Origin of the sequence: Telmatospirillum sp. J64-1 (assembly GCF_006980715.1) — a bacterium.
GTDB lineage: Bacteria > Pseudomonadota > Alphaproteobacteria > Rhodospirillales > Magnetospirillaceae > Oleiliquidispirillum > Oleiliquidispirillum nitrogeniifigens.
In genome coordinates, this window is record NZ_SBHN01000019.1 from 98,244 (window position 1) to 114,495 (window position 16,252).

At 65.1% G+C, this 16,252-nt stretch carries 16 protein-coding genes; 10 read left to right on the top strand and 6 right to left on the bottom strand.

Annotation, left to right across the window (positions count from 1 at the left end; genetic code table 11):
• Positions 1 to 14 precede the first annotated feature (14 nt).
• From lptF to rsmA, 5 genes are read left to right on the top strand one after another with little or no spacing between them, the layout of a single operon-like run.
• Complete coding sequence (lptF, locus tag EPD66_RS17370; protein ID WP_255448553.1) at positions 15 to 1,130, top strand: LPS export ABC transporter permease LptF; 1,116 nt, start codon at positions 15 to 17, stop codon at positions 1,128 to 1,130.
• 40 nt (positions 1,131 to 1,170) lie between these two features.
• Positions 1,171 to 3,372, top strand: coding sequence for an LPS-assembly protein LptD (locus EPD66_RS17375; protein WP_185961476.1), 2,202 nt, complete (start codon positions 1,171 to 1,173; stop codon positions 3,370 to 3,372).
• Positions 3,369 to 4,640 carry a peptidylprolyl isomerase gene (locus EPD66_RS17380; protein ID WP_185961477.1) on the top strand — a complete coding sequence of 424 codons (1,272 nt, stop codon included), beginning with the start codon at positions 3,369 to 3,371 and terminating at the stop codon, positions 4,638 to 4,640. The genes EPD66_RS17375 and EPD66_RS17380 overlap by 4 nt, the downstream gene beginning before the upstream one ends.
• Positions 4,627 to 5,637, top strand: coding sequence for a 4-hydroxythreonine-4-phosphate dehydrogenase PdxA (gene pdxA / locus EPD66_RS17385; RefSeq protein WP_142849777.1), 1,011 nt, complete (start codon positions 4,627 to 4,629; stop codon positions 5,635 to 5,637). The genes EPD66_RS17380 and pdxA overlap by 14 nt, the downstream gene beginning before the upstream one ends.
• Positions 5,634 to 6,455: a 16S rRNA (adenine(1518)-N(6)/adenine(1519)-N(6))-dimethyltransferase RsmA gene (gene rsmA, locus EPD66_RS17390; RefSeq protein WP_142849778.1), complete on the top strand. Its 822-nt coding sequence runs from the start codon at positions 5,634 to 5,636 to the stop codon at positions 6,453 to 6,455. The genes pdxA and rsmA overlap by 4 nt, the downstream gene beginning before the upstream one ends.
• 23 nt (positions 6,456 to 6,478) lie before the next feature.
• Here rsmA and EPD66_RS17395 read toward each other — a convergent pair whose 3' ends face one another.
• The 4 genes from EPD66_RS17395 to amrS all read right to left on the bottom strand — a co-directional run bounded on the left by EPD66_RS17395 (position 6,479) and on the right by amrS (position 11,765).
• Positions 6,479 to 8,002: a leucyl aminopeptidase gene (locus EPD66_RS17395; RefSeq protein WP_142849779.1), complete on the bottom strand. Its 1,524-nt coding sequence runs from the start codon at positions 8,000 to 8,002 to the stop codon at positions 6,479 to 6,481.
• Positions 8,003 to 8,015: 13 nt separating this feature from the next.
• The gene (locus EPD66_RS17400) at positions 8,016 to 9,512 is read right to left on the bottom strand and encodes a leucyl aminopeptidase (RefSeq protein ID WP_142849780.1); all 1,497 of its coding nucleotides are present in this window, start codon (positions 9,510 to 9,512) and stop codon (positions 8,016 to 8,018) included.
• Between the two features lie 105 nt (positions 9,513 to 9,617).
• The gene (locus EPD66_RS17405) at positions 9,618 to 10,580 is read right to left on the bottom strand and encodes a lysylphosphatidylglycerol synthase transmembrane domain-containing protein (RefSeq protein WP_142849781.1); all 963 of its coding nucleotides are present in this window, start codon (positions 10,578 to 10,580) and stop codon (positions 9,618 to 9,620) included.
• Between the two features lie 81 nt (positions 10,581 to 10,661).
• Positions 10,662 to 11,765 carry an AmmeMemoRadiSam system radical SAM enzyme gene (gene amrS, locus EPD66_RS17410; protein WP_142849782.1) on the bottom strand — a complete coding sequence of 368 codons (1,104 nt, stop codon included), beginning with the start codon at positions 11,763 to 11,765 and terminating at the stop codon, positions 10,662 to 10,664.
• 142 nt (positions 11,766 to 11,907) lie between these two features.
• Here amrS and amrB point away from each other — a divergent pair, with 142 nt between their 5' ends.
• Positions 11,908 to 12,708 carry an AmmeMemoRadiSam system protein B gene (gene amrB, locus EPD66_RS24660; protein WP_142849783.1) on the top strand — a complete coding sequence of 267 codons (801 nt, stop codon included), beginning with the start codon at positions 11,908 to 11,910 and terminating at the stop codon, positions 12,706 to 12,708.
• Complete coding sequence (amrA, locus tag EPD66_RS24665; protein WP_142849784.1) at positions 12,705 to 13,292, top strand: AmmeMemoRadiSam system protein A; 588 nt, start codon at positions 12,705 to 12,707, stop codon at positions 13,290 to 13,292. Before amrB ends, amrA begins: the two co-directional genes overlap by 4 nt.
• A 252-nt stretch (positions 13,293 to 13,544) precedes the next feature.
• Here amrA and EPD66_RS17425 read toward each other — a convergent pair whose 3' ends face one another.
• Positions 13,545 to 13,907, bottom strand: coding sequence for a hypothetical protein (locus EPD66_RS17425; RefSeq protein ID WP_142849785.1), 363 nt, complete (start codon positions 13,905 to 13,907; stop codon positions 13,545 to 13,547).
• A 15-nt stretch (positions 13,908 to 13,922) separates the two neighbouring features.
• Entirely contained in the window at positions 13,923 to 14,705 is a 783-nt protein-coding gene (locus tag EPD66_RS17430) for a S24 family peptidase (protein ID WP_142849786.1), read from the bottom strand.
• 169 nt (positions 14,706 to 14,874) lie between these two features.
• Between EPD66_RS17430 and EPD66_RS17435 the strand changes: the two genes are divergently transcribed.
• From EPD66_RS17435 to EPD66_RS17445, 3 genes are all read left to right on the top strand, one after another.
• Complete coding sequence (locus EPD66_RS17435; protein WP_142849787.1) at positions 14,875 to 15,186, top strand: helix-turn-helix domain-containing protein; 312 nt, start codon at positions 14,875 to 14,877, stop codon at positions 15,184 to 15,186.
• Between the two features lie 2 nt (positions 15,187 to 15,188).
• Positions 15,189 to 15,563: a helix-turn-helix transcriptional regulator gene (locus EPD66_RS17440; protein WP_142849788.1), complete on the top strand. Its 375-nt coding sequence runs from the start codon at positions 15,189 to 15,191 to the stop codon at positions 15,561 to 15,563.
• Positions 15,564 to 15,685: 122 nt separating this feature from the next.
• Positions 15,686 to 16,177: a hypothetical protein gene (locus EPD66_RS17445; RefSeq protein ID WP_142849789.1), complete on the top strand. Its 492-nt coding sequence runs from the start codon at positions 15,686 to 15,688 to the stop codon at positions 16,175 to 16,177.
• The last annotated feature ends 75 nt before the right edge of the window (positions 16,178 to 16,252 follow it).

Here is a 16,252-nt window from a genome sequence, read left to right on the forward strand (position 1 = left end):
CTATACTCCCGCCCATGTGGGCAATCTCATCACGCTATATTTTCAAGCAACTCCTGATCGGCATGGTGCTCGTCACCATCGGGCTGCTCAGCATCCTGTGGCTGACCCAATCGCTGCGCTTCGTCGAACTGATCGTCAACCAAGGCATCTCGTCCTGGACCTTCCTGACGATCAGCCTGCTGTTCATCCCCAACTTCCTGCCGCATATCCTGCCCATTTCGCTGTTTTCCATCATCCTGTTCACCTATAACAGGCTGACCATGGACCGCGAATTGGTGGTAATGCGGGCCGCCGGAATGAGCCAGTGGGGCCTTGCCAAGCCGGCCCTGCTCCTCGCCTTGGCCGCCACCATTTTCGGCTATGGCCTGAACATCTGGATCATTCCGAAATCGGCACAGGAATTCCGGGAATTGCAGTGGACCATCCGCAACAACATCAGCGGCCTCCTGTTGCAGGAAGGTGCCTTCACCCAGGTCCAGCAGGGACTGACCGTCTATGTGCGCGAGCGCAGCCCCGACGGCGCCCTGCACGGCATCCTGGTTCATGATTCCCGCGAGCCCGGCACCGAGGTCACGCTGACGGCGGAACGCGGCGCCCTGATGCAAGGAGACTCCGGTCCGCGCGTGATGATGCTCAACGGGGCCCGCCAGGAGCGGCGGCAGGACGACCTGAACCTGTCGGTGCTGTATTTCGACAGCTACACCATCGATTTCGGCGGCCCCCAGCCCGGACTGGAAGCCCGCAGCCGCGACGACCGCGAACTCTCGATCCGGGAATTGCATGCGGCCTCGCCCGAGGATTACAGCCCCACTGGCTTCCGCCGCCTCAAGGTCGAACTCCATCAGCGCCTGGTCACACCGCTCAATCACCTGACCTTCGCCATGATCGCCCTGGCGACCCTGCTTTCGGGCTCCTTCAACCGGCGAGGCCAGGCGCCCCGCGTGCTGACCGCCGTCGGTCTGATGGTGATGGTCCAGGCCGCCGCCCTGGGAACGGGCAATCTTGCCGCCAACGATCTGCGTTTCGTCCCCTTGATGTATGTCACGGCCCTGCTGCCCCTGCCGATTGCCGCCTGGGTTCTGCTCCGTCCGCCCCGCCGTCCCAGGACGGTGCTTTCCGCCTCATCCTGACCCCGGCTCCAGCCCTAGCCCCAGCCCGAGAGCAGCCACCTTGCCTTTCCTTCCTCACACCGCGCGCAGACTTGCCGCCACCACCTCGCTGCTGACCCTGCTGGTCCTCGCCCCCTGGACCGCCGCACAGGCCCAGCCGGATAGCGAGCAACCGGTGCATCTGTCGGCCGAAGAACTGATCCACGACCAGGAGCTGGACCTGGTGACGGCCAAGGGCGAGGTCGAGATCATCCAGGCCGGACGTGTGCTGGTGGCCGATACCGTGACCTACAACCTGCGCACCGATGTCGTGACGGCGTCCGGCAATGTGCGCATCACGGAACCGACCGGCGAGGTGCTGTTCGCGGAATATGTCGAACTGACCGGCGACCTGCGCGACGGGCTGGCACAGAATATCCGCCTGCTGCTGGCCGACCGCTCGCGCCTTGCCGCCGCGTCCGCCCGGCGCATGGACGGCGAGGTCAGCGAACTGGAATACGGCGTCTACACCGCCTGCGAACCCTGCCGCGAAAACCCGGAACGGGCGCCGCTGTGGCAGATCAAGGCGGTCAAGGTGATCCACGACCAGCCCGGCCAGACCATCTCCTTCAACCATGCCTGGCTGGAGATGTTCGGGGTGCCGGTGGCCTATGTGCCCTATTTCTCGCATCCCGATCCGACGGTCGAGCGCAAGAGCGGCCTGCTGCCCCCGATTGCCGGCAACAGCTCCAATCTCGGCATCTTCTATCGCCAGCCCTATCATCATGTCTTTTCCGAATCCCATGACATGACCATCTCGCCGATGATCACGGCACGGGAGGGAGCGGTGCTGGTCGGCGAGCATCGCCGCCGCTTCACCCATGGCCAGATGATCACGGAAGGCAGCATCACCCATGATTCCGAGGGCGATACGCTGAGTCATATCCGGGCGGAGGGTGACTTCCACCTCAACCAGGATTGGCGGGCGGGCTGGACGCTCGAGCGGGCGACCAATGCCACCTATATGCGCCGCTACGGCTTCGGGCGGGATGCCTGGCTGACCACCCAGCCCTGGGCGGAAGGCTTCCTTGGGAACGACTATGCCCGGATCGAGGCCTTCTCCTTCCAGGAGATGCGCCAGGTCGCGGACCGGCGCCAGACGCCGTTGGTCCTGCCCTATGCCCAGTACAGCTATGTCGGCGATACCGGCGAGCACGGCGATTACTGGACCATCGACAGCAATATCCTGCACATCGCCCGCGACGAAGGCCCCAATGTCCAGCGCATCGGCCTGCAGACCGGCTGGCAGATGCCCCTGATCACCCCCGGCGGCTCGGTCTACCGCTTCTCGACCAGCCTGCGCACCGATGCCTATTACGTCACCGATCCCGAAGACAGGCCCGACGATTCGTCGGTCCTGCGGGGCCGCGTGGTTCCCGAAGTCGCCGTGGAATGGCGCTATCCGATGGAGAAGCGGGGAGAGAATTACCACCAGGTGCTGGAACCGGTGGTCATCGCCGCCGTCAGCCCGCGCGGCGGCAACCGCACCAGCGGCATTCCCAACGAGGACAGCCGCGACCTGGAATTCGACGACACCAACCTCTTCTCCACCAACCGCTATACCGGCTGGGACCGTCTGGAGACCGGGCCGCGCATCACCTACGGCCTGCAATGGAACGTCTATGGCGATAGCGGCGGCACCCTGGAGACCATGTTCGGCCAGACGGCACGGCTCTATCCGGAAGGCGGTCTGGGACCGGCCAGCGGCATGGATGACCGCCTGTCCGACTATGTCGGGCGCATTCGCGCCATTCCGGCGGTCGGCGGCAATCTGGGCGGCGAGTATCGCTTCCGCCTGGACAAGGACGATTTCAGCCTCCGCCGTTCGGAGGTCAATGCCTGGGCCGGGCCGCCGCTCTTGCGGGGCTGGGTCTCCTACACCTATCTTGATGGCGAGCGCGGCAGCGGCGAGTTCGTGGACGCTCAATACGGCACCCGGGAACAGGTGACCCTGGCCCTGTCTTCGGCCCTGACGCAGCATTGGTCCGTCTTCGGCTCGACCACCCGCGACCTGAGCGCAGGACCGAGAGGGCGGCTGGTCACCAACGGTCTGGGCGTGACTTACGAAGATGAATGCTTCATCTTCTCGGCCGTCTATGAAGGCAGCAATGCCTACGACCGCGAATATGACGGCGGGGATTCGGTAATGTTCCGCCTCGTCTTCAAAACCCTGGGCGAATTGCCCGTAGACGTCTACTCGCAGCCCCGATGGAACGAGCCATGAAACGCTTTCTCGCCACCGCTTTCCTCGCCGCCATAGCCTGGGCGCCCGTCGGGGCTTCCCTGGCGCCTGCCGGCGCCCAACAGGTCGAGCGGATCGCCGCGGTGGTCAATGACGAAGCCATTTCCATCCTCGACCTGGAGATGCGCATCCGTCTGGCGCTGATGTCGTCGAGCATGCCCGACACCATCGAGATGCGTCAGCGCGTGCTGCCCCAGGTGCTGCGCAAGCTGATCGACGAACGCCTGCAATTGCAGGAGGCCAGCCGCCAGGGCATCACGGTGACCGAGACCGAATTGCGCGACGGCATGGCCATGATCGAGCGGCAGAACGACATGCCCCAAGGAGGGCTGGAACAGCTGCTGCGCGAGAACGGCATCCTGCCGCAATCGATGTATCAGCAGATCCGCGCCGAAATCAGCTGGGTGAAACTGGTCCGCCGCAATTTCGCCGGCACGATCAGCATCGGCGACGAGGAGGTGAACGCCCAGCTCGACATGCTGCGCCAAGCCCACGGCAAGCCGGAATATCTGCTGTCGGAAATCTTCCTGTCCTTCGAATCAGGGCAGCGTGAGGACGAGGTCCGCAATCTGGGCCTGCGCCTGATCGAGGAAATGCGCAACGGCGCCCCCTTCCCCGCCCTGGCCCACCAATTCTCGCAAAGCCCCACGGCAGCGACAGGCGGCGACATGGGCTGGGTGACCTCCGGCACGCTGGAGGAAGAGCTTGAACAGGTCGTGCGCTCCCTGCGCCCGGGCGAAGTGTCCGGCCTGATCCGCACCCCCAACGGCTATTACATCCTGGCCCTGCGCGAACGCGGCATCGTCGGCGGCGACGCCGCCGGGACGGAACTGGAACTGGCCCGCCTGCTGGTGCCGGTCCCTCCGAATGCCAGCGAGGCGCAGCTGAACCAGGCCGCGCAGCAGGCCGCCTCCTGGGGCAGCCGTGCCTCTTCCTGCGAGGATCTGGTGCGCGTGGCCGAGGAAACCCGCGCGCCCAGCTCCGGCCTGATGGGCAAGATCCGCCTGGGCGACCTGCCGCAATATCTGCTGCCGGCCGTCCTGCCGCTGGACAACAACCAGCCCAGCGCCCCCGTGCTGATGGAAGACGGCATCGCCATCCTGATGGTCTGCTCGCGCGACGTTCCGGCCGGTGCCCTGCCCAGCCGCCAGCAGATTTCCGAAAGCCTGCTGGATCAGCGCATGGACATGATGGCGCGCCGCCTGCTGCGCGACCTGCGCCGCCAGGCCTTCATCGATGTCCGCATCTGACCCAAGGGCGCCGCTGGCGCTGACCATGGGGGAACCGGCGGGAATCGGCGGCGACATCACCCTCGCCGCCTGGTCCCGCCGCACTGCCGAAGCCCTGCCGCCCTTCTTCGTCATCGACGATGCGGGACGCCTGAAGCGTCTGGCCGAGCGCCTGGGCCTGGATGTGCCGGTAACCGAGATCGCCCAGCCGGAAGAGGCCGTGGCCGTCTTCGGCAAGTCCCTGCCGGTGCTGCACCGCCCCCTGCCCGGCCCGGTCGAGCCCGGCCGCCCCAATGCCGCCAATTCCCCCGCCGTGCGCGCCGCTATCGAGGAAGCCGTGGCCCTGGCGCAAGCGGGCCGCGCCTCGGGCGTGGTGACCAATCCCATCAACAAGCAGGTCATGTATTCCGCGGGCTTCACCTTTCCCGGCCATACCGAATTCCTGGCCGAGCTGGGCGGCAATGTGCCGGTGGTGATGATGCTGGCCTGCCCCGGCCTGCGCGTGGTGCCGGTGACCATCCATGTCTCGCTGGCCGAGGCCGCGCGCAGCCTGACCACCGAAGCCATTGTCACCGCCGGGCGCATCACGGCGGCCGAATTGCGGCGCCGCTTCGGCATCGCGGCGCCGCGCCTCGCCGTCGCCGCGCTCAATCCCCATGCCGGGGAGCAGGGCGCGATGGGCCGCGAGGAAATCGACATCATCGCCCCGGCGATCGAGACGCTGCGCGGCGAAGGCATCGACGTCTTCGGCCCGGCCCCCGCCGATACCCTGTTCCATGCCCGCGCCCGCGCCGGTTACGACGCCGCCTTGTGCATGTATCACGACCAGGCGCTGATCCCGCTCAAGACCATCGATTTCGACCGTGGCGTCAACGTCACCTTGGGCCTGCCCTTCATCCGCACCTCGCCCGACCACGGCACCGCCTTCGACATTGCCGGGACCGGCAAGGCCGATGCGCAAAGCCTGATGGCCGCCCTGCGTCTGGCCGGCGAGATGGCTTCCCGGACTCTTCCATGACCGAACTTCCGCCGCTGCGTGACGTGATCGCCCAGCATGGCCTCGCCGCCCGCAAATCCCTGGGCCAGCATTTCCTGCTCGACCTCAACCTGACGGGGCGCATCGCCCGCGCCGCCGGGGATTTGAGCGTCGGCACCGTGATCGAAATCGGCCCCGGCCCGGGCGGCCTGACCCGCGCCATCCTGGAGGCCGGAGCGCGCGAATTGATCGCCATCGAGCGCGACGACCGCTGCATCGCCGTGCAGGAGGAAATCGCCGCCGCCTATCCCGGCCGCCTGACCGTCATCGCCGGTGACGCGCTGGACGTGGCGGCCCATGAACTGGGCAGCGCCCCCCGGCGCATCATCGCCAACCTGCCCTACAACATCTCGACCGTGCTGCTGCTGAACTGGCTGCGCCATGCGCCCGCCTTCGAAAGCATGACGCTGATGTTCCAGAAGGAAGTGGTGGACCGCCTCGCCGCCACCCCGCGCACGCCCGATTACGGCCGCCTGTCGGTGATCACCCAATGGCTGTGCCATGTGCGGCCGCTTTTCGACATCACCCCCAAGGCCTTCACCCCGCCGCCCAAGGTGGTCTCGACGGTGGTGCGAATCGAGCCGCGCCCTGCGCCGCTGGCTCCAGTCTCCTTCGCCATCATGGAGAAAGTCACCGCCGCCGCCTTCGGCCAGCGCCGCAAGATGCTGCGTTCCAGCCTGAAAGCCCTGGGCGACGCCGAAAGCCTGCTGGCCGCGACCGGCATCACCCCGACCGCGCGGGCCGAGGAATTGTCGGTGGAAGATTTCTGCCGCCTGGCCCAAGCCGTCGAGGCGCGCTGACCGCCCGCCCTTTCGTCCTCAGGTCAGCGTTCCCAGCCTTCCGCCACCAGACGGTCGAGCAGGCGGACGCCCCAGCCGGTGGCTCCCTTGGGACAGAGCGGCAGGTCTTCCTCGGTGCGGGCGGTGCCCGCCATGTCGAGATGACCCCAGGCCACCCCTTCGGGAATGAAACCCATCAGGAAGCGCGCGGCGTGCAAGGCGTCGGGGACCTTGCCCCAGGCGCAGTTGCGGGTATCGGCGATGTCCGAAGCCAGATCTTCGTCATGCTGCGGCAGGATGGGCAGGCGCCAGACGGGTTCGTCCGCCGCCTCGCCCGCTTCCAGGACCTTGGCCGCCAGGGCCTCGTCATTGCTGAACAATCCGGCGCGGTGACGCCCCAGGGCGGTGACGACGGCGCCGGTCAGGGTCGCGAGGGACAGGACGGCGGCGGGCCGATAGCGAGAACAGGCATAAGCCAGGGCATCGGCCAGCACCAGCCGCCCTTCCGCATCGGTATCGATGATCTCGACCGTCTTCCCGGCATAGGAACGCAGCACGTCGCCCGGCCGCAGGGCGCGGCCCGAGACGGCGTTTTCCGCCAGGGCCAGCACGCCCACGGCCTCGACCCGGGCCTGCCGTCCGGCCAGGGCACGCATGGCACCCAGGACGGCGGCCGCGCCGGCCATGTCGCCTTTCATCTCGTGCAGGCTGTCATAGCGCTTGATCGAGATGCCGCCGGTATCGAAGGTGATGCCCTTGCCCGCCAGGATCAGCGGCGGCTGCCCCTCTTCGCCGCTCCCCCGCCAGCGTAGCAGTGCGAGACAGGGCGGATTGTCCGCCCCCTGCCCCACACCCGCCAGCAGGCCCAGCCCCTCGGCCTTCAAGGCGGCATCCTCCAGGATTTCCACCTCGACGCCCAGCGCCTCCAGGGCCGCTGCCTGCTCAGCCATGGCCTGGGGTGTCAGACGGTTGGCGGGTTCGGCCACCAGATCGCGCGCCAGATGCACGCCCTCGGCGACGGATTCGAGACGGGAAAAGAGATTGCGTGCGGCGTCCGGGTCGCTGGTGGCGACCACTATTTCCGCCGGTCCCGCCGGCCGGTCGGGATCGGGACGGGAACGGAGGTTCAGGGGAGTATGGCCCCGCAGCCGCAGGCCGTAGGCGAATTGCGCGGCCAGGAAACCGTCGAGCCCCAAGCCAATGACGGCACGCCCGCCGGTACTCTCCATCAGCGCCTTGGCGGCGATGCCGCCCAGGCGGCGCAGGCGGGCGGGGTCCAGTTCGGCCTCGTCGCCCAGACCCAGCAGGATGACCCGCTCGCAGGCCGGGCTTGCGGGGGCAAGGACGGTCAGCACATCGCCTTCCTCGCCCGCGAAGTGCGATCCGGCCAGGGCCCGGGTCAGCGCCCCCGAGGCCCGGTCGACCACCACGGCTGCCGGGGTCGGAAGGCAGCCGCGCCAGTATCCGACCACGACGGCACCGATATATTCGTCGTTGCTGCCGGTCGGATCGTCGGCGAAGGGGGGACGCCCCTCGAAAACGATGGGCACCCCCGCTTCTCCAATCATGTCTCCGCCTCCTTTAGCGGTCCTCGTAATGATCGGCCACCAGCCGGTCGAGCAGCCGCACGCCGAAGCCCGTGGCGCCCTTGGGGGTGACGGTCAGGTCCTTCTTGGTCCAGGCGGTCCCGGCGATGTCGATATGCGCCCAGGGCACGTCCTTGACGAAGCGCTTGAGGAACTGGGCGGCGGTGATGCTGCCGGCCTCGCGCCCGCCGGTATTCTTCATGTCGGCGATGTCGGAACGGATCTGCTTGTCGTAGCTGTCGCCCATGGGCATGCGCCAGACCGTCTCGCCCGATTTCTGCCCGGCTTCCATCAGCTTGGCGGCCAAGTCATCGTCATTGCAGAACAGGCCGGCATGCTCGCTGCCCAGCGAGATGATGATGGCCCCGGTCAGGGTCGCCAGATCGATCATCACCTTGGGCTTGAAGCGGTCCTGGCAGTACCACAGGGCATCGGCCAGGACGAGGCGGCCTTCGGCATCGGTATTGATGACCTCGATGGTCTGGCCGGACATGGAGGTGACGACGTCACCGGGGCGCTGGGCATTGCCCGAGGGCATGTTCTCGACCAGCCCCATGATGCCCACCGCATTGACCCGCGCCTTGCGGCCCGCCAGGGCCTTCATCAGGCCCAGCACGCAGCCGGCCCCGGCCATGTCGAACTTCATGTCCTCCATGCCGGCGGCGGGCTTGATGGAGATGCCGCCGGTATCGAAGGTCACGCCCTTGCCGACGAAGGCGACGGGGGCCTCGTTGTCCTTGTCCGCACCCATCCAGCGCATGATGACGAGCTGGCTTTCGCGCTCGCTGCCCTGGCCGACGCCCAGCAGCGCCCCCATGCCCAGCTTCTTCATCTGCTTTTCGTTGAGCACTTCCACATCCACGCCCAGATCGGCCAGCTTGCGCGCCTCGTCGGCGAAGCTTTCGGGATGGATGACATTGGCGGGCTCGCTGACCACGTTGCGGGTCAGCTCGACGCCCTCGGCCACCGCGTTCAGCGGGGCGAACAGCGCCTTGGCTTCCTTGTGGTCCTCGGCCTGGATGACCAGCTTCTTCAGCGCAGGCTTGTCCTCGGGCTTTTCCTTGGTGCGGTACTTGTCGAAGCGATAGCCGCGCAGCCGCGCGCCGAAGGCGGCATGGGCGGCGAAGGTGGCGGAGCCGAGGCCATTGCCGTCGATCACATCCGACAGGATGGCCGCTTCCTCGTCCGTGGCCGAGGCGAGATTCGCCACGGCGGCGGCACCGAAGGCCTGCGCGCGCGCTTCATCGATTTCCGCCGCCTTGCCGAGACCCAGCAGCAGCACCCGGGACAGGCCCAGATTGGCCGGGGCCAGAATGGTCAGGGATTGATCCTTCTTGCCCTCGAAGCGGCTCGCCGCCATGGCCCTGCCCAGCGCCCCGCCGGTACGCTCGTCCAGCTCGGCACCCAAAGCGGACAGGGTGCGGCCCTCCAGAACCGGCACCACCACGGCACCCGATCCCGGCAGGCCCGGCTTGGCGAAGGAAATCTTCATGGTTCCAATTCCTCTCGGCTCACAAAATGAAAAAGCACGAATGACCAACAATGTAGCCATCGTGCCGCCGAAAGGAAGGGAAAAGGAAGAGGATTATGACGGCAGTCAGGCGGCGGGTCCGGCCGCCAGACTACCCGGCGCATGCGGCCCGTTCTCACGCGCCAGCAGCCAGAACAGGCCGCCCGGCAGGTTCGCGGCGATATTGACCAGACCATACAGCACCGAGACCACCAGTGCCGAAGCCGGGTCGACGCCGACCAGCGACAGGGCCATCACCACCGCCGCTTCGCGCACGCCCCAACCCGCCACGGAAATGGGCAGGGTCATCAGCAGGATGATCGGCGGCACCAGCACCAGGAAGTCGAGGAAATAGACATCCAGCCCCAGCGACAGCGCCAGCAGCCAGAAGACGAGCGCCAGATTGGCATGGCCCGCGAAAGCCCAGGCAAAGGCGGGAAAGGCATGGCGGCTGAGAAAGACGCGGCGGCTGTCACCAGCCAGCTTCCGCAGCCCGGAGACGAGGCGCCAGCGCGCCAGCACGGCAGGCAGCCGGTCCAGGGTCATCAGCATTCCGACCGCGACCACCGCCGCCAGACTGGCCAGGGGAAAGATCCATCTGCCGGGAATGTCGCCCACCCGGTAGATCAGGACGGGCTGCAGGATGGCGACCATCATCATCAGGCTGAGCAGGGTCAATACCCGCTCGATCATCACGCCGTTGACCGCCGGCCCCAGCGCCAGCCCGGCGCGGCGGCCCATCCAGATCCGCACGGCATCGCCGCCCAAGGCTCCGGGCAGCGCGAGATTGAAGAAATTGCCCGCATAGAAAATGGAAAAGACCCGCCCCAGCGGCAGGCGGGCGCGGATGGCCCGCATCACCACGTCCCAGCGCACGGCCCCCAGCCCGACCTGCACCACCAGCAGCAAGCAGGCCAGCAGCAGCAACAGAGGATCGGCCGTCCGGCCGCGTTCCCAGGCTTGGACGAAATCGATCTTCTGCGCGAGATACCAGAACAACGCCCCGGTCAGCGTCAGCTTGAATATCCAGGGCAGCCAGGTCTTGATCATTTTCTCACCGGCGGAAAGGCCGCCTTGCCACGTCACGCCGGAAAGTTAACACACCCGTCCCCGAAAGGACAGAAAAGCCGGTCACGCCCCGACGGCCACCCGCATCCGCCGCCGTCCCCAATCGCCGGGCGCGGCATCGAAAATTCCGGGCAAGGGCGTGCCGCAATCGCGGCAATGCCCCTCTTCGGTCAGGTTCCAGGCCGAAAGCTCATACCAGTCGCGGCCAATGAGCAGGGCGCCACATCCGTGACACCATGTGCTGCCGCCTTCTGGGTCGGACACGTTTCCCGTGTAGACATGCCTTAAGCCATTGCGCTTTGCGATGGCGCGCGCGTTCCGGAGTGTAGAGGATGGTGTAGCTTGTTTGTCCAGCATCTTCCAGTCGGGGTGGAAGGCTGTGAAATGGAGTGGTACGTCGGGGCCGAGATGCTCCATGATCCACGCGGTCATGGCTTCGATCTCGGCCGGCGAATCGTTTTCGCCGGGAATGAGAAGTGTCGTGATCTCCAGCCATGCCTGCGTCTCGTGCTTGATATAATCCAGGGTCTCGAGGATCGGACCCAGGCTGGCCGTGCACAGTTTCTTGTAGAAGCCCTCGGTGAACCCCTTCAGGTCCACATTGGCCGCATCGATATTGGCGAAGAAGTCCTCACGCGCCTGGGGCGCGAAATACCCTGCCGTCACCGCCACCGTCTTCACGTTCCGCGCATGGCAAGCCTTGGCCACGTCGGCAGCGTATTCGAGAAATATTACTGGATCGTTATAGGTGAAGGCCACGGACCGGCATCCCGACCGGACGGCGGCATCGGCGATGGCTTCGGGCATGGCGAGGTCGGTCAGGCGGTCGAATTCGCGGGCCTTCGAGATATCCCAGTTCTGGCAGAACTTGCAGGTCAGATTGCAACCGGCGGTGCCGAAGGACAGGACCGGACTGCCCGGCAGGAAATGGTTCAGCGGCTTCTTCTCGATGGGATCGACGCAGAAGCCCGAAGAGCGACCATAGCTGGTCAGCACCACCTGATCGTCCTGGCGCGCCCGCACGAAGCATAGGCCGCGCTGGCCTTCATGCAGCTTGCAGAAACGCGGACAGACATCGCATTGCAGCCGTCCGTCCTCCAGGCGGTGCCAATGACGGCCGGGAACGGTATCGGCGAAGCGTTCGGGAGGGAAGCTCTGGGCTGCCATGGGTTTCTTCCTCGTGCTCTTCCTTTCCTGGACGCGCCGCTATATAGCCCCGGCGGGGCGCTGCGAAAGATGGGTGCCCCGCTTGCGTGGCGGTGCCGGACATTCTTTATTTCCACCAGGAAATTGCTTGGAGGATCTTGTCATGGCCGCGCTTCGACATGCCGCCGTTGCCGGGCTCTTCTATCCCGCCGAGCCGGACGAACTGGCCGCCGAGATTGCCCGGCACCTCTCCTCCGTCCCGGAAACCGATGCCCCGCTGCCCAAGGCCATCATCGCCCCCCATGCCGGCTATGTCTATTCCGGCCCGGTGGCGGCGCAAGCCTATGCCCGGCTGAAGCCCGCACGCGCCACCATCCGCCGCGTGGTTCTGCTGGGGCCGAGCCATCGCGTCGGCTTCCGCGGCCTCGCCCTGTCCTCGGCCGAGGCCTATGACTCGCCCCTGGGGCCGGTCAGGATCGACCGCGACGCCCAGGCAAGGCTGGAAGAATTGCCGGGCGTGAGCGTGCTGGACGCCGCCCATGCCCAGGAACACAGCCTGGAGGTCCACCTGCCCTTCCTGCAACAGGTCCTGGGGGACTTCGCGCTCGTTCCCGTGGTCGTCGGCGATGCCGGACCGCAGCAGATCGCGGCGGTCCTGGAAACCCTTTGGGGCGGGCCGGAAACCTTGCTGGTCATCAGTTCCGACCTCAGCCATTTCCTCGACCACGGCACCGCCCGGGAACTCGATTCCCGCACGGCCCGCGCCATCGAAACGCTGGACGGCGCGGCCATCACCTATGACCAGGCCTGTGGACGGCGTCCGCTGCAAGGGCTCCTCGCCGCCGCCAAGGCCCGCCGGATGCGGGTCGAACGGCTGGATCTGCGCAATTCCGGCGACACGGCGGGCGGGCGCGACCGCGTCGTCGGCTACGGCTCCTGGGCTTTTTACGAGAACAGGGAATGACCAGCCCCGAAACCGCCCTGGCCGATTTCGCCCAGACGCATGGCAGGACCATGCTCGACCTCGCTTGGCGTTCGCTTCGCCATGGGCTGGAGACCGGCACGCCCCTGCCCGCCGATCAGGCTGCCTGCCCGCCCGCCTTGACCGGGCAGCAGGGCGCCTGCTTCGTCACATTGAAGCACCGGGATGAATTGCGCGGCTGCATCGGCTCGGCCCAGGCATGGCGGAGCTGGGCCGAGGATGTCTGCGCCAACGCCTTCCAGGCCGCCTTCCGCGATCCCCGCTTCCCGCCCTTGCGCGCGGCGGAAACGGAACATCTCCGCCTGTCGGTGTCACTGCTTTCGGCCCCCGAGGCCATGACCTTCGACAGCGAGGCCAGTCTGCTGGCGCAATTGCGCCCCGGCATCGACGGCCTGATCATCGAAGACGGCCGCGACCGCGCCCTCTTCCTTCCCTCGGTCTGGGAAAGCCTGCCCGACCCGCAGGACTTCCTCGACCATCTCCGCGACAAGGCCGGGCTTCACCCCCGGCATTGGTCGCCACGCTTCCGGGCACAGCGTTTCGTTTCGGTGGAGGTGAAGGAGTAGCGGCAAGGATCGCGGCGGCGGTTTTGGACCGCCCCGCTGTGGGGAGGTGATCATTTCTGGAATCACGGGGAAGGGCCTGGAATAGGCCGAGAGGCGCAGAAAGGCTGACGTTTCGGGCGTTAGTAGGGCGGCAGCCTTTTGGACGAGAAATGCGCAAAAATGGGCTAGGCGGTGAGCGCTTTTGGACAGGGAATGAGCGGAAAGGAGCGGCGCGTGACCTGATTGGTCAAACGCCGCTTTTCGTTTGCAGCGTCATGCTTTCTCAAAGATCGATGCCTGTATCTTCTGCCAGGTCTTCATATCAGTAGTGGCCATGAACTTCCGACCATTTTTCAGGCTTGCCGCGAAACAGACTTCCTTACTGCGTCCGCCGAGAAGAGCACCGCCCAGAGCACCAATTGGTCCTAAAGCGATTGCACCTACGGCAGCCCACCCCAGAGTCCCTGCTACTTTTTTCTTGTTTTCTTCAGTCAGCATTTCAGCCTGTTGAAAATCCCTTAAAGCAAAGGTTTCCCCCTTAACCGGATGGGAAACTGTGTATTTTGTGAACACACCGAAGCTTCCGCTCCAAGTGCCTTTTTCCAGATCCCCTGCCAAAACTTTAATGCTCGACATTTTTTACTCCTGCTTTTAACGGATCAGGCCTCCGTGCCAAACTACCTGTCCTATTACACGTAATTGTCCCGCCAAATGTGGTGGCAATTCTTCAGGTTCATAGCGTGGATTGTCAGACTTGACGAGGAGCGTTCCATCAAGTCGACGTTGAACCCGCTTAACAATCAGGTCTCCGTTGACGCTAAGCGCGTAAATCGCATTGTCTTTAATGCGCGGCTCTTGGGTATTCACAAGAAGAAGATCACCATCAGAAATGGTTTCTTCCATGCTGTCTCCCATTGCTTCTATTAGAAGCAAGTAAGATGGGTTTACCCGTAATTGGCGTCGCACCCACTCAGCCTTAAAGGCCAAATGATCAACAACCTGTTCAGAATGAATAACGGCTCCATGTCCAGCTGACGCCCGGACATCATATCGGGGAACCAAAACATATTCGTCGCCTAGATCACTTGCCGACTTGTAGGTAACGATCCCTGAGTTCTGCTCTCGCTCAGACACCTTTACGCCAAGCTGCCCTTCCGCAAGAGGTTGCGCATCTGGCGCCCCTCGGCCTGTCGCAATCCAATCGAGACTGAATCCCGCCGCCTGGGCTAACCGCGCGACCACAGAAAAGGGCGCGTCAGTCTTCCCCTGCGCATAACGAGTCAGCATATCTTCTGACTTACCCGCGATCTCTGCCGCATTTTTGCGGCTTCCCACCTGGGCCATAACCAGCTCCAGTCTGGTTCCGACTTCTCTTGAAGAAGTTGGAACTGCCGCGTCTTCAGGACGTGGCTGTTCCGAGTTCCCGTAAGCCATTGATACTCCGCATTTTTACGGCAATGCGCGTATAAGCGGGTCGCGTTCCATCTCGGAACCGCAGATATGCGTTGACAACGACCGCAGATATGCGACATGTTCAATAAACAAGATCAACGTAACCACCCCGAAAAAACCGGCCCTGCCAGGCCGGCTATCAGGAGGACAGATGACCAAGCGCGCACGCGCCAGGGACATGCATCCCGAAGACATCAAGGCCGAACTGCGCAAGCGCGGTGGGTCCTTGAAGTCTCTGTCCGAAAGCTGGGGGTACAGGTCGCGAGCCGTGATCAGCATCGCCCTGCGCCAGCCTTGGCCAGATGTCGAGGCCAAGATTGCGGAAACGCTGGGTAAGCATCCCGCTGAGGTTTGGCCTGACAGATACAACCCTGACGGCACGCCCAAGAAAGGTCGCCCGTCCAAGGCCAATCGTAACACCCAAAAGGGCCAGAGCAATATGCAACTCCGCGAGGCCGCATAACCATGGCCGGCTGGGATGCATATTACGCAGCCCTGCATTCGGCGCTGATCAAGCGCCGTGAAGCGCTGGGCCTGACCCAGGACGCCCTGGCGGCACGGTTGGGGTGGTCGCGGCGCAAGCTGCAGCGCATAGAGGCCGAGGGGCAGGTCTGCACGGCGCCTGAACTGTTCCAGTGGGCTGCGATGCTGGGTGTGACAGTCAACTTTGCGCCAGATGTGGCGCTTTGCACCCTGACTACCCCCCGTCCGGCCCTGAGCGCAGAGGCCAAGGCCGAGCGCGAAGCGGCCACCCGCAAACGCATTGAGGAGCGCCGCCAGCGCATGGCGGCGGCCAGAGGCTTGGCGTCACATCTGACGCCTGCGGCGGGTGGCCAATGAATACCGTCATTTTCTCCCCCTGGGCCAGTTGGCCTGGGCTCCTGGCCGGGCGCATCAGCGCGCAAAACGGTGCGTCCGGCCCTTTTTCCTCCTCCATCAAGAAGCAGAAAGCGGAGGGATTGATGACCACGAAGAAGGGACGGCGCCGGGCGGAAGACCCGCGCCAGATGGCCTTTCTGGATCTGCTTGGCAGCCAGGAAGACCTGATCGAAGTGCCTGTTCCGCCGGATCTGGAACCCGGTGCCCTGGATTACGACCAGCGCCTGCGCGCCCTGTTGAACAAGGCGATCAAGGCTTGCCCTTTTGACCGCGAGCAGATCGCGGCGCTGGTGTCCAGCCTTGTCGGCCGCGAGATCACCAAGGCGCAGATCGACAGCTGGACCGGTGCTACGCGGGCCAACCGTTTTCCGGCCGAGTTGATCCCCGCCATGTGTCAGGCCCTGGGCAACACGATCCTGCTATCCGGCCTGGCCGAGGCCAGCGGCTGTCGCCTGATCGAAGGCCGCGAACTGCAGTTCGCCCGACTTGGCCAGCTCTTCCTTGTGCTGCGACAGGCCGATGCCGAGGCGCAGCGCCTGGTCGCCGAACTGCCGCTGTTCGGAGGTGCGGCATGATCAAGAGTTTCGCGCTAGGCAATCGAGTGCCACCCGCCACACATGGGTCCAATCCGGAGGGAGAACCTCGTCCGG

Bases quoted from the DNA above. Each gene is read 5' to 3' on its own strand.
- lptF (WP_255448553.1), top strand. From the start codon at position 15: ATGTGGGCAATCTCATCACGCTATATTTTCAAGCAACTCCTGATCGGC.
- EPD66_RS17380 (WP_185961477.1), top strand. From the start codon at position 3,369: ATGAAACGCTTTCTCGCCACCGCTTTCCTCGCCGCCATAGCCTGGGCG.
- pdxA (WP_142849777.1), top strand. From the start codon at position 4,627: ATGTCCGCATCTGACCCAAGGGCGCCGCTGGCGCTGACCATGGGGGAA.
- rsmA (WP_142849778.1), top strand. From the start codon at position 5,634: ATGACCGAACTTCCGCCGCTGCGTGACGTGATCGCCCAGCATGGCCTC.
- EPD66_RS17395 (WP_142849779.1), bottom strand. From the start codon at position 8,002: ATGATTGGAGAAGCGGGGGTGCCCATCGTTTTCGAGGGGCGTCCCCCC.
- EPD66_RS17400 (WP_142849780.1), bottom strand. From the start codon at position 9,512: ATGAAGATTTCCTTCGCCAAGCCGGGCCTGCCGGGATCGGGTGCCGTG.
- EPD66_RS17405 (WP_142849781.1), bottom strand. From the start codon at position 10,580: ATGATCAAGACCTGGCTGCCCTGGATATTCAAGCTGACGCTGACCGGG.
- amrS (WP_142849782.1), bottom strand. From the start codon at position 11,765: ATGGCAGCCCAGAGCTTCCCTCCCGAACGCTTCGCCGATACCGTTCCC.
- amrB (WP_142849783.1), top strand. From the start codon at position 11,908: ATGGCCGCGCTTCGACATGCCGCCGTTGCCGGGCTCTTCTATCCCGCC.
- amrA (WP_142849784.1), top strand. From the start codon at position 12,705: ATGACCAGCCCCGAAACCGCCCTGGCCGATTTCGCCCAGACGCATGGC.
- EPD66_RS17425 (WP_142849785.1), bottom strand. From the start codon at position 13,907: ATGTCGAGCATTAAAGTTTTGGCAGGGGATCTGGAAAAAGGCACTTGG.
- EPD66_RS17430 (WP_142849786.1), bottom strand. From the start codon at position 14,705: ATGGCTTACGGGAACTCGGAACAGCCACGTCCTGAAGACGCGGCAGTT.
- EPD66_RS17435 (WP_142849787.1), top strand. From the start codon at position 14,875: ATGACCAAGCGCGCACGCGCCAGGGACATGCATCCCGAAGACATCAAG.
- EPD66_RS17440 (WP_142849788.1), top strand. From the start codon at position 15,189: ATGGCCGGCTGGGATGCATATTACGCAGCCCTGCATTCGGCGCTGATC.
- EPD66_RS17445 (WP_142849789.1), top strand. From the start codon at position 15,686: ATGACCACGAAGAAGGGACGGCGCCGGGCGGAAGACCCGCGCCAGATG.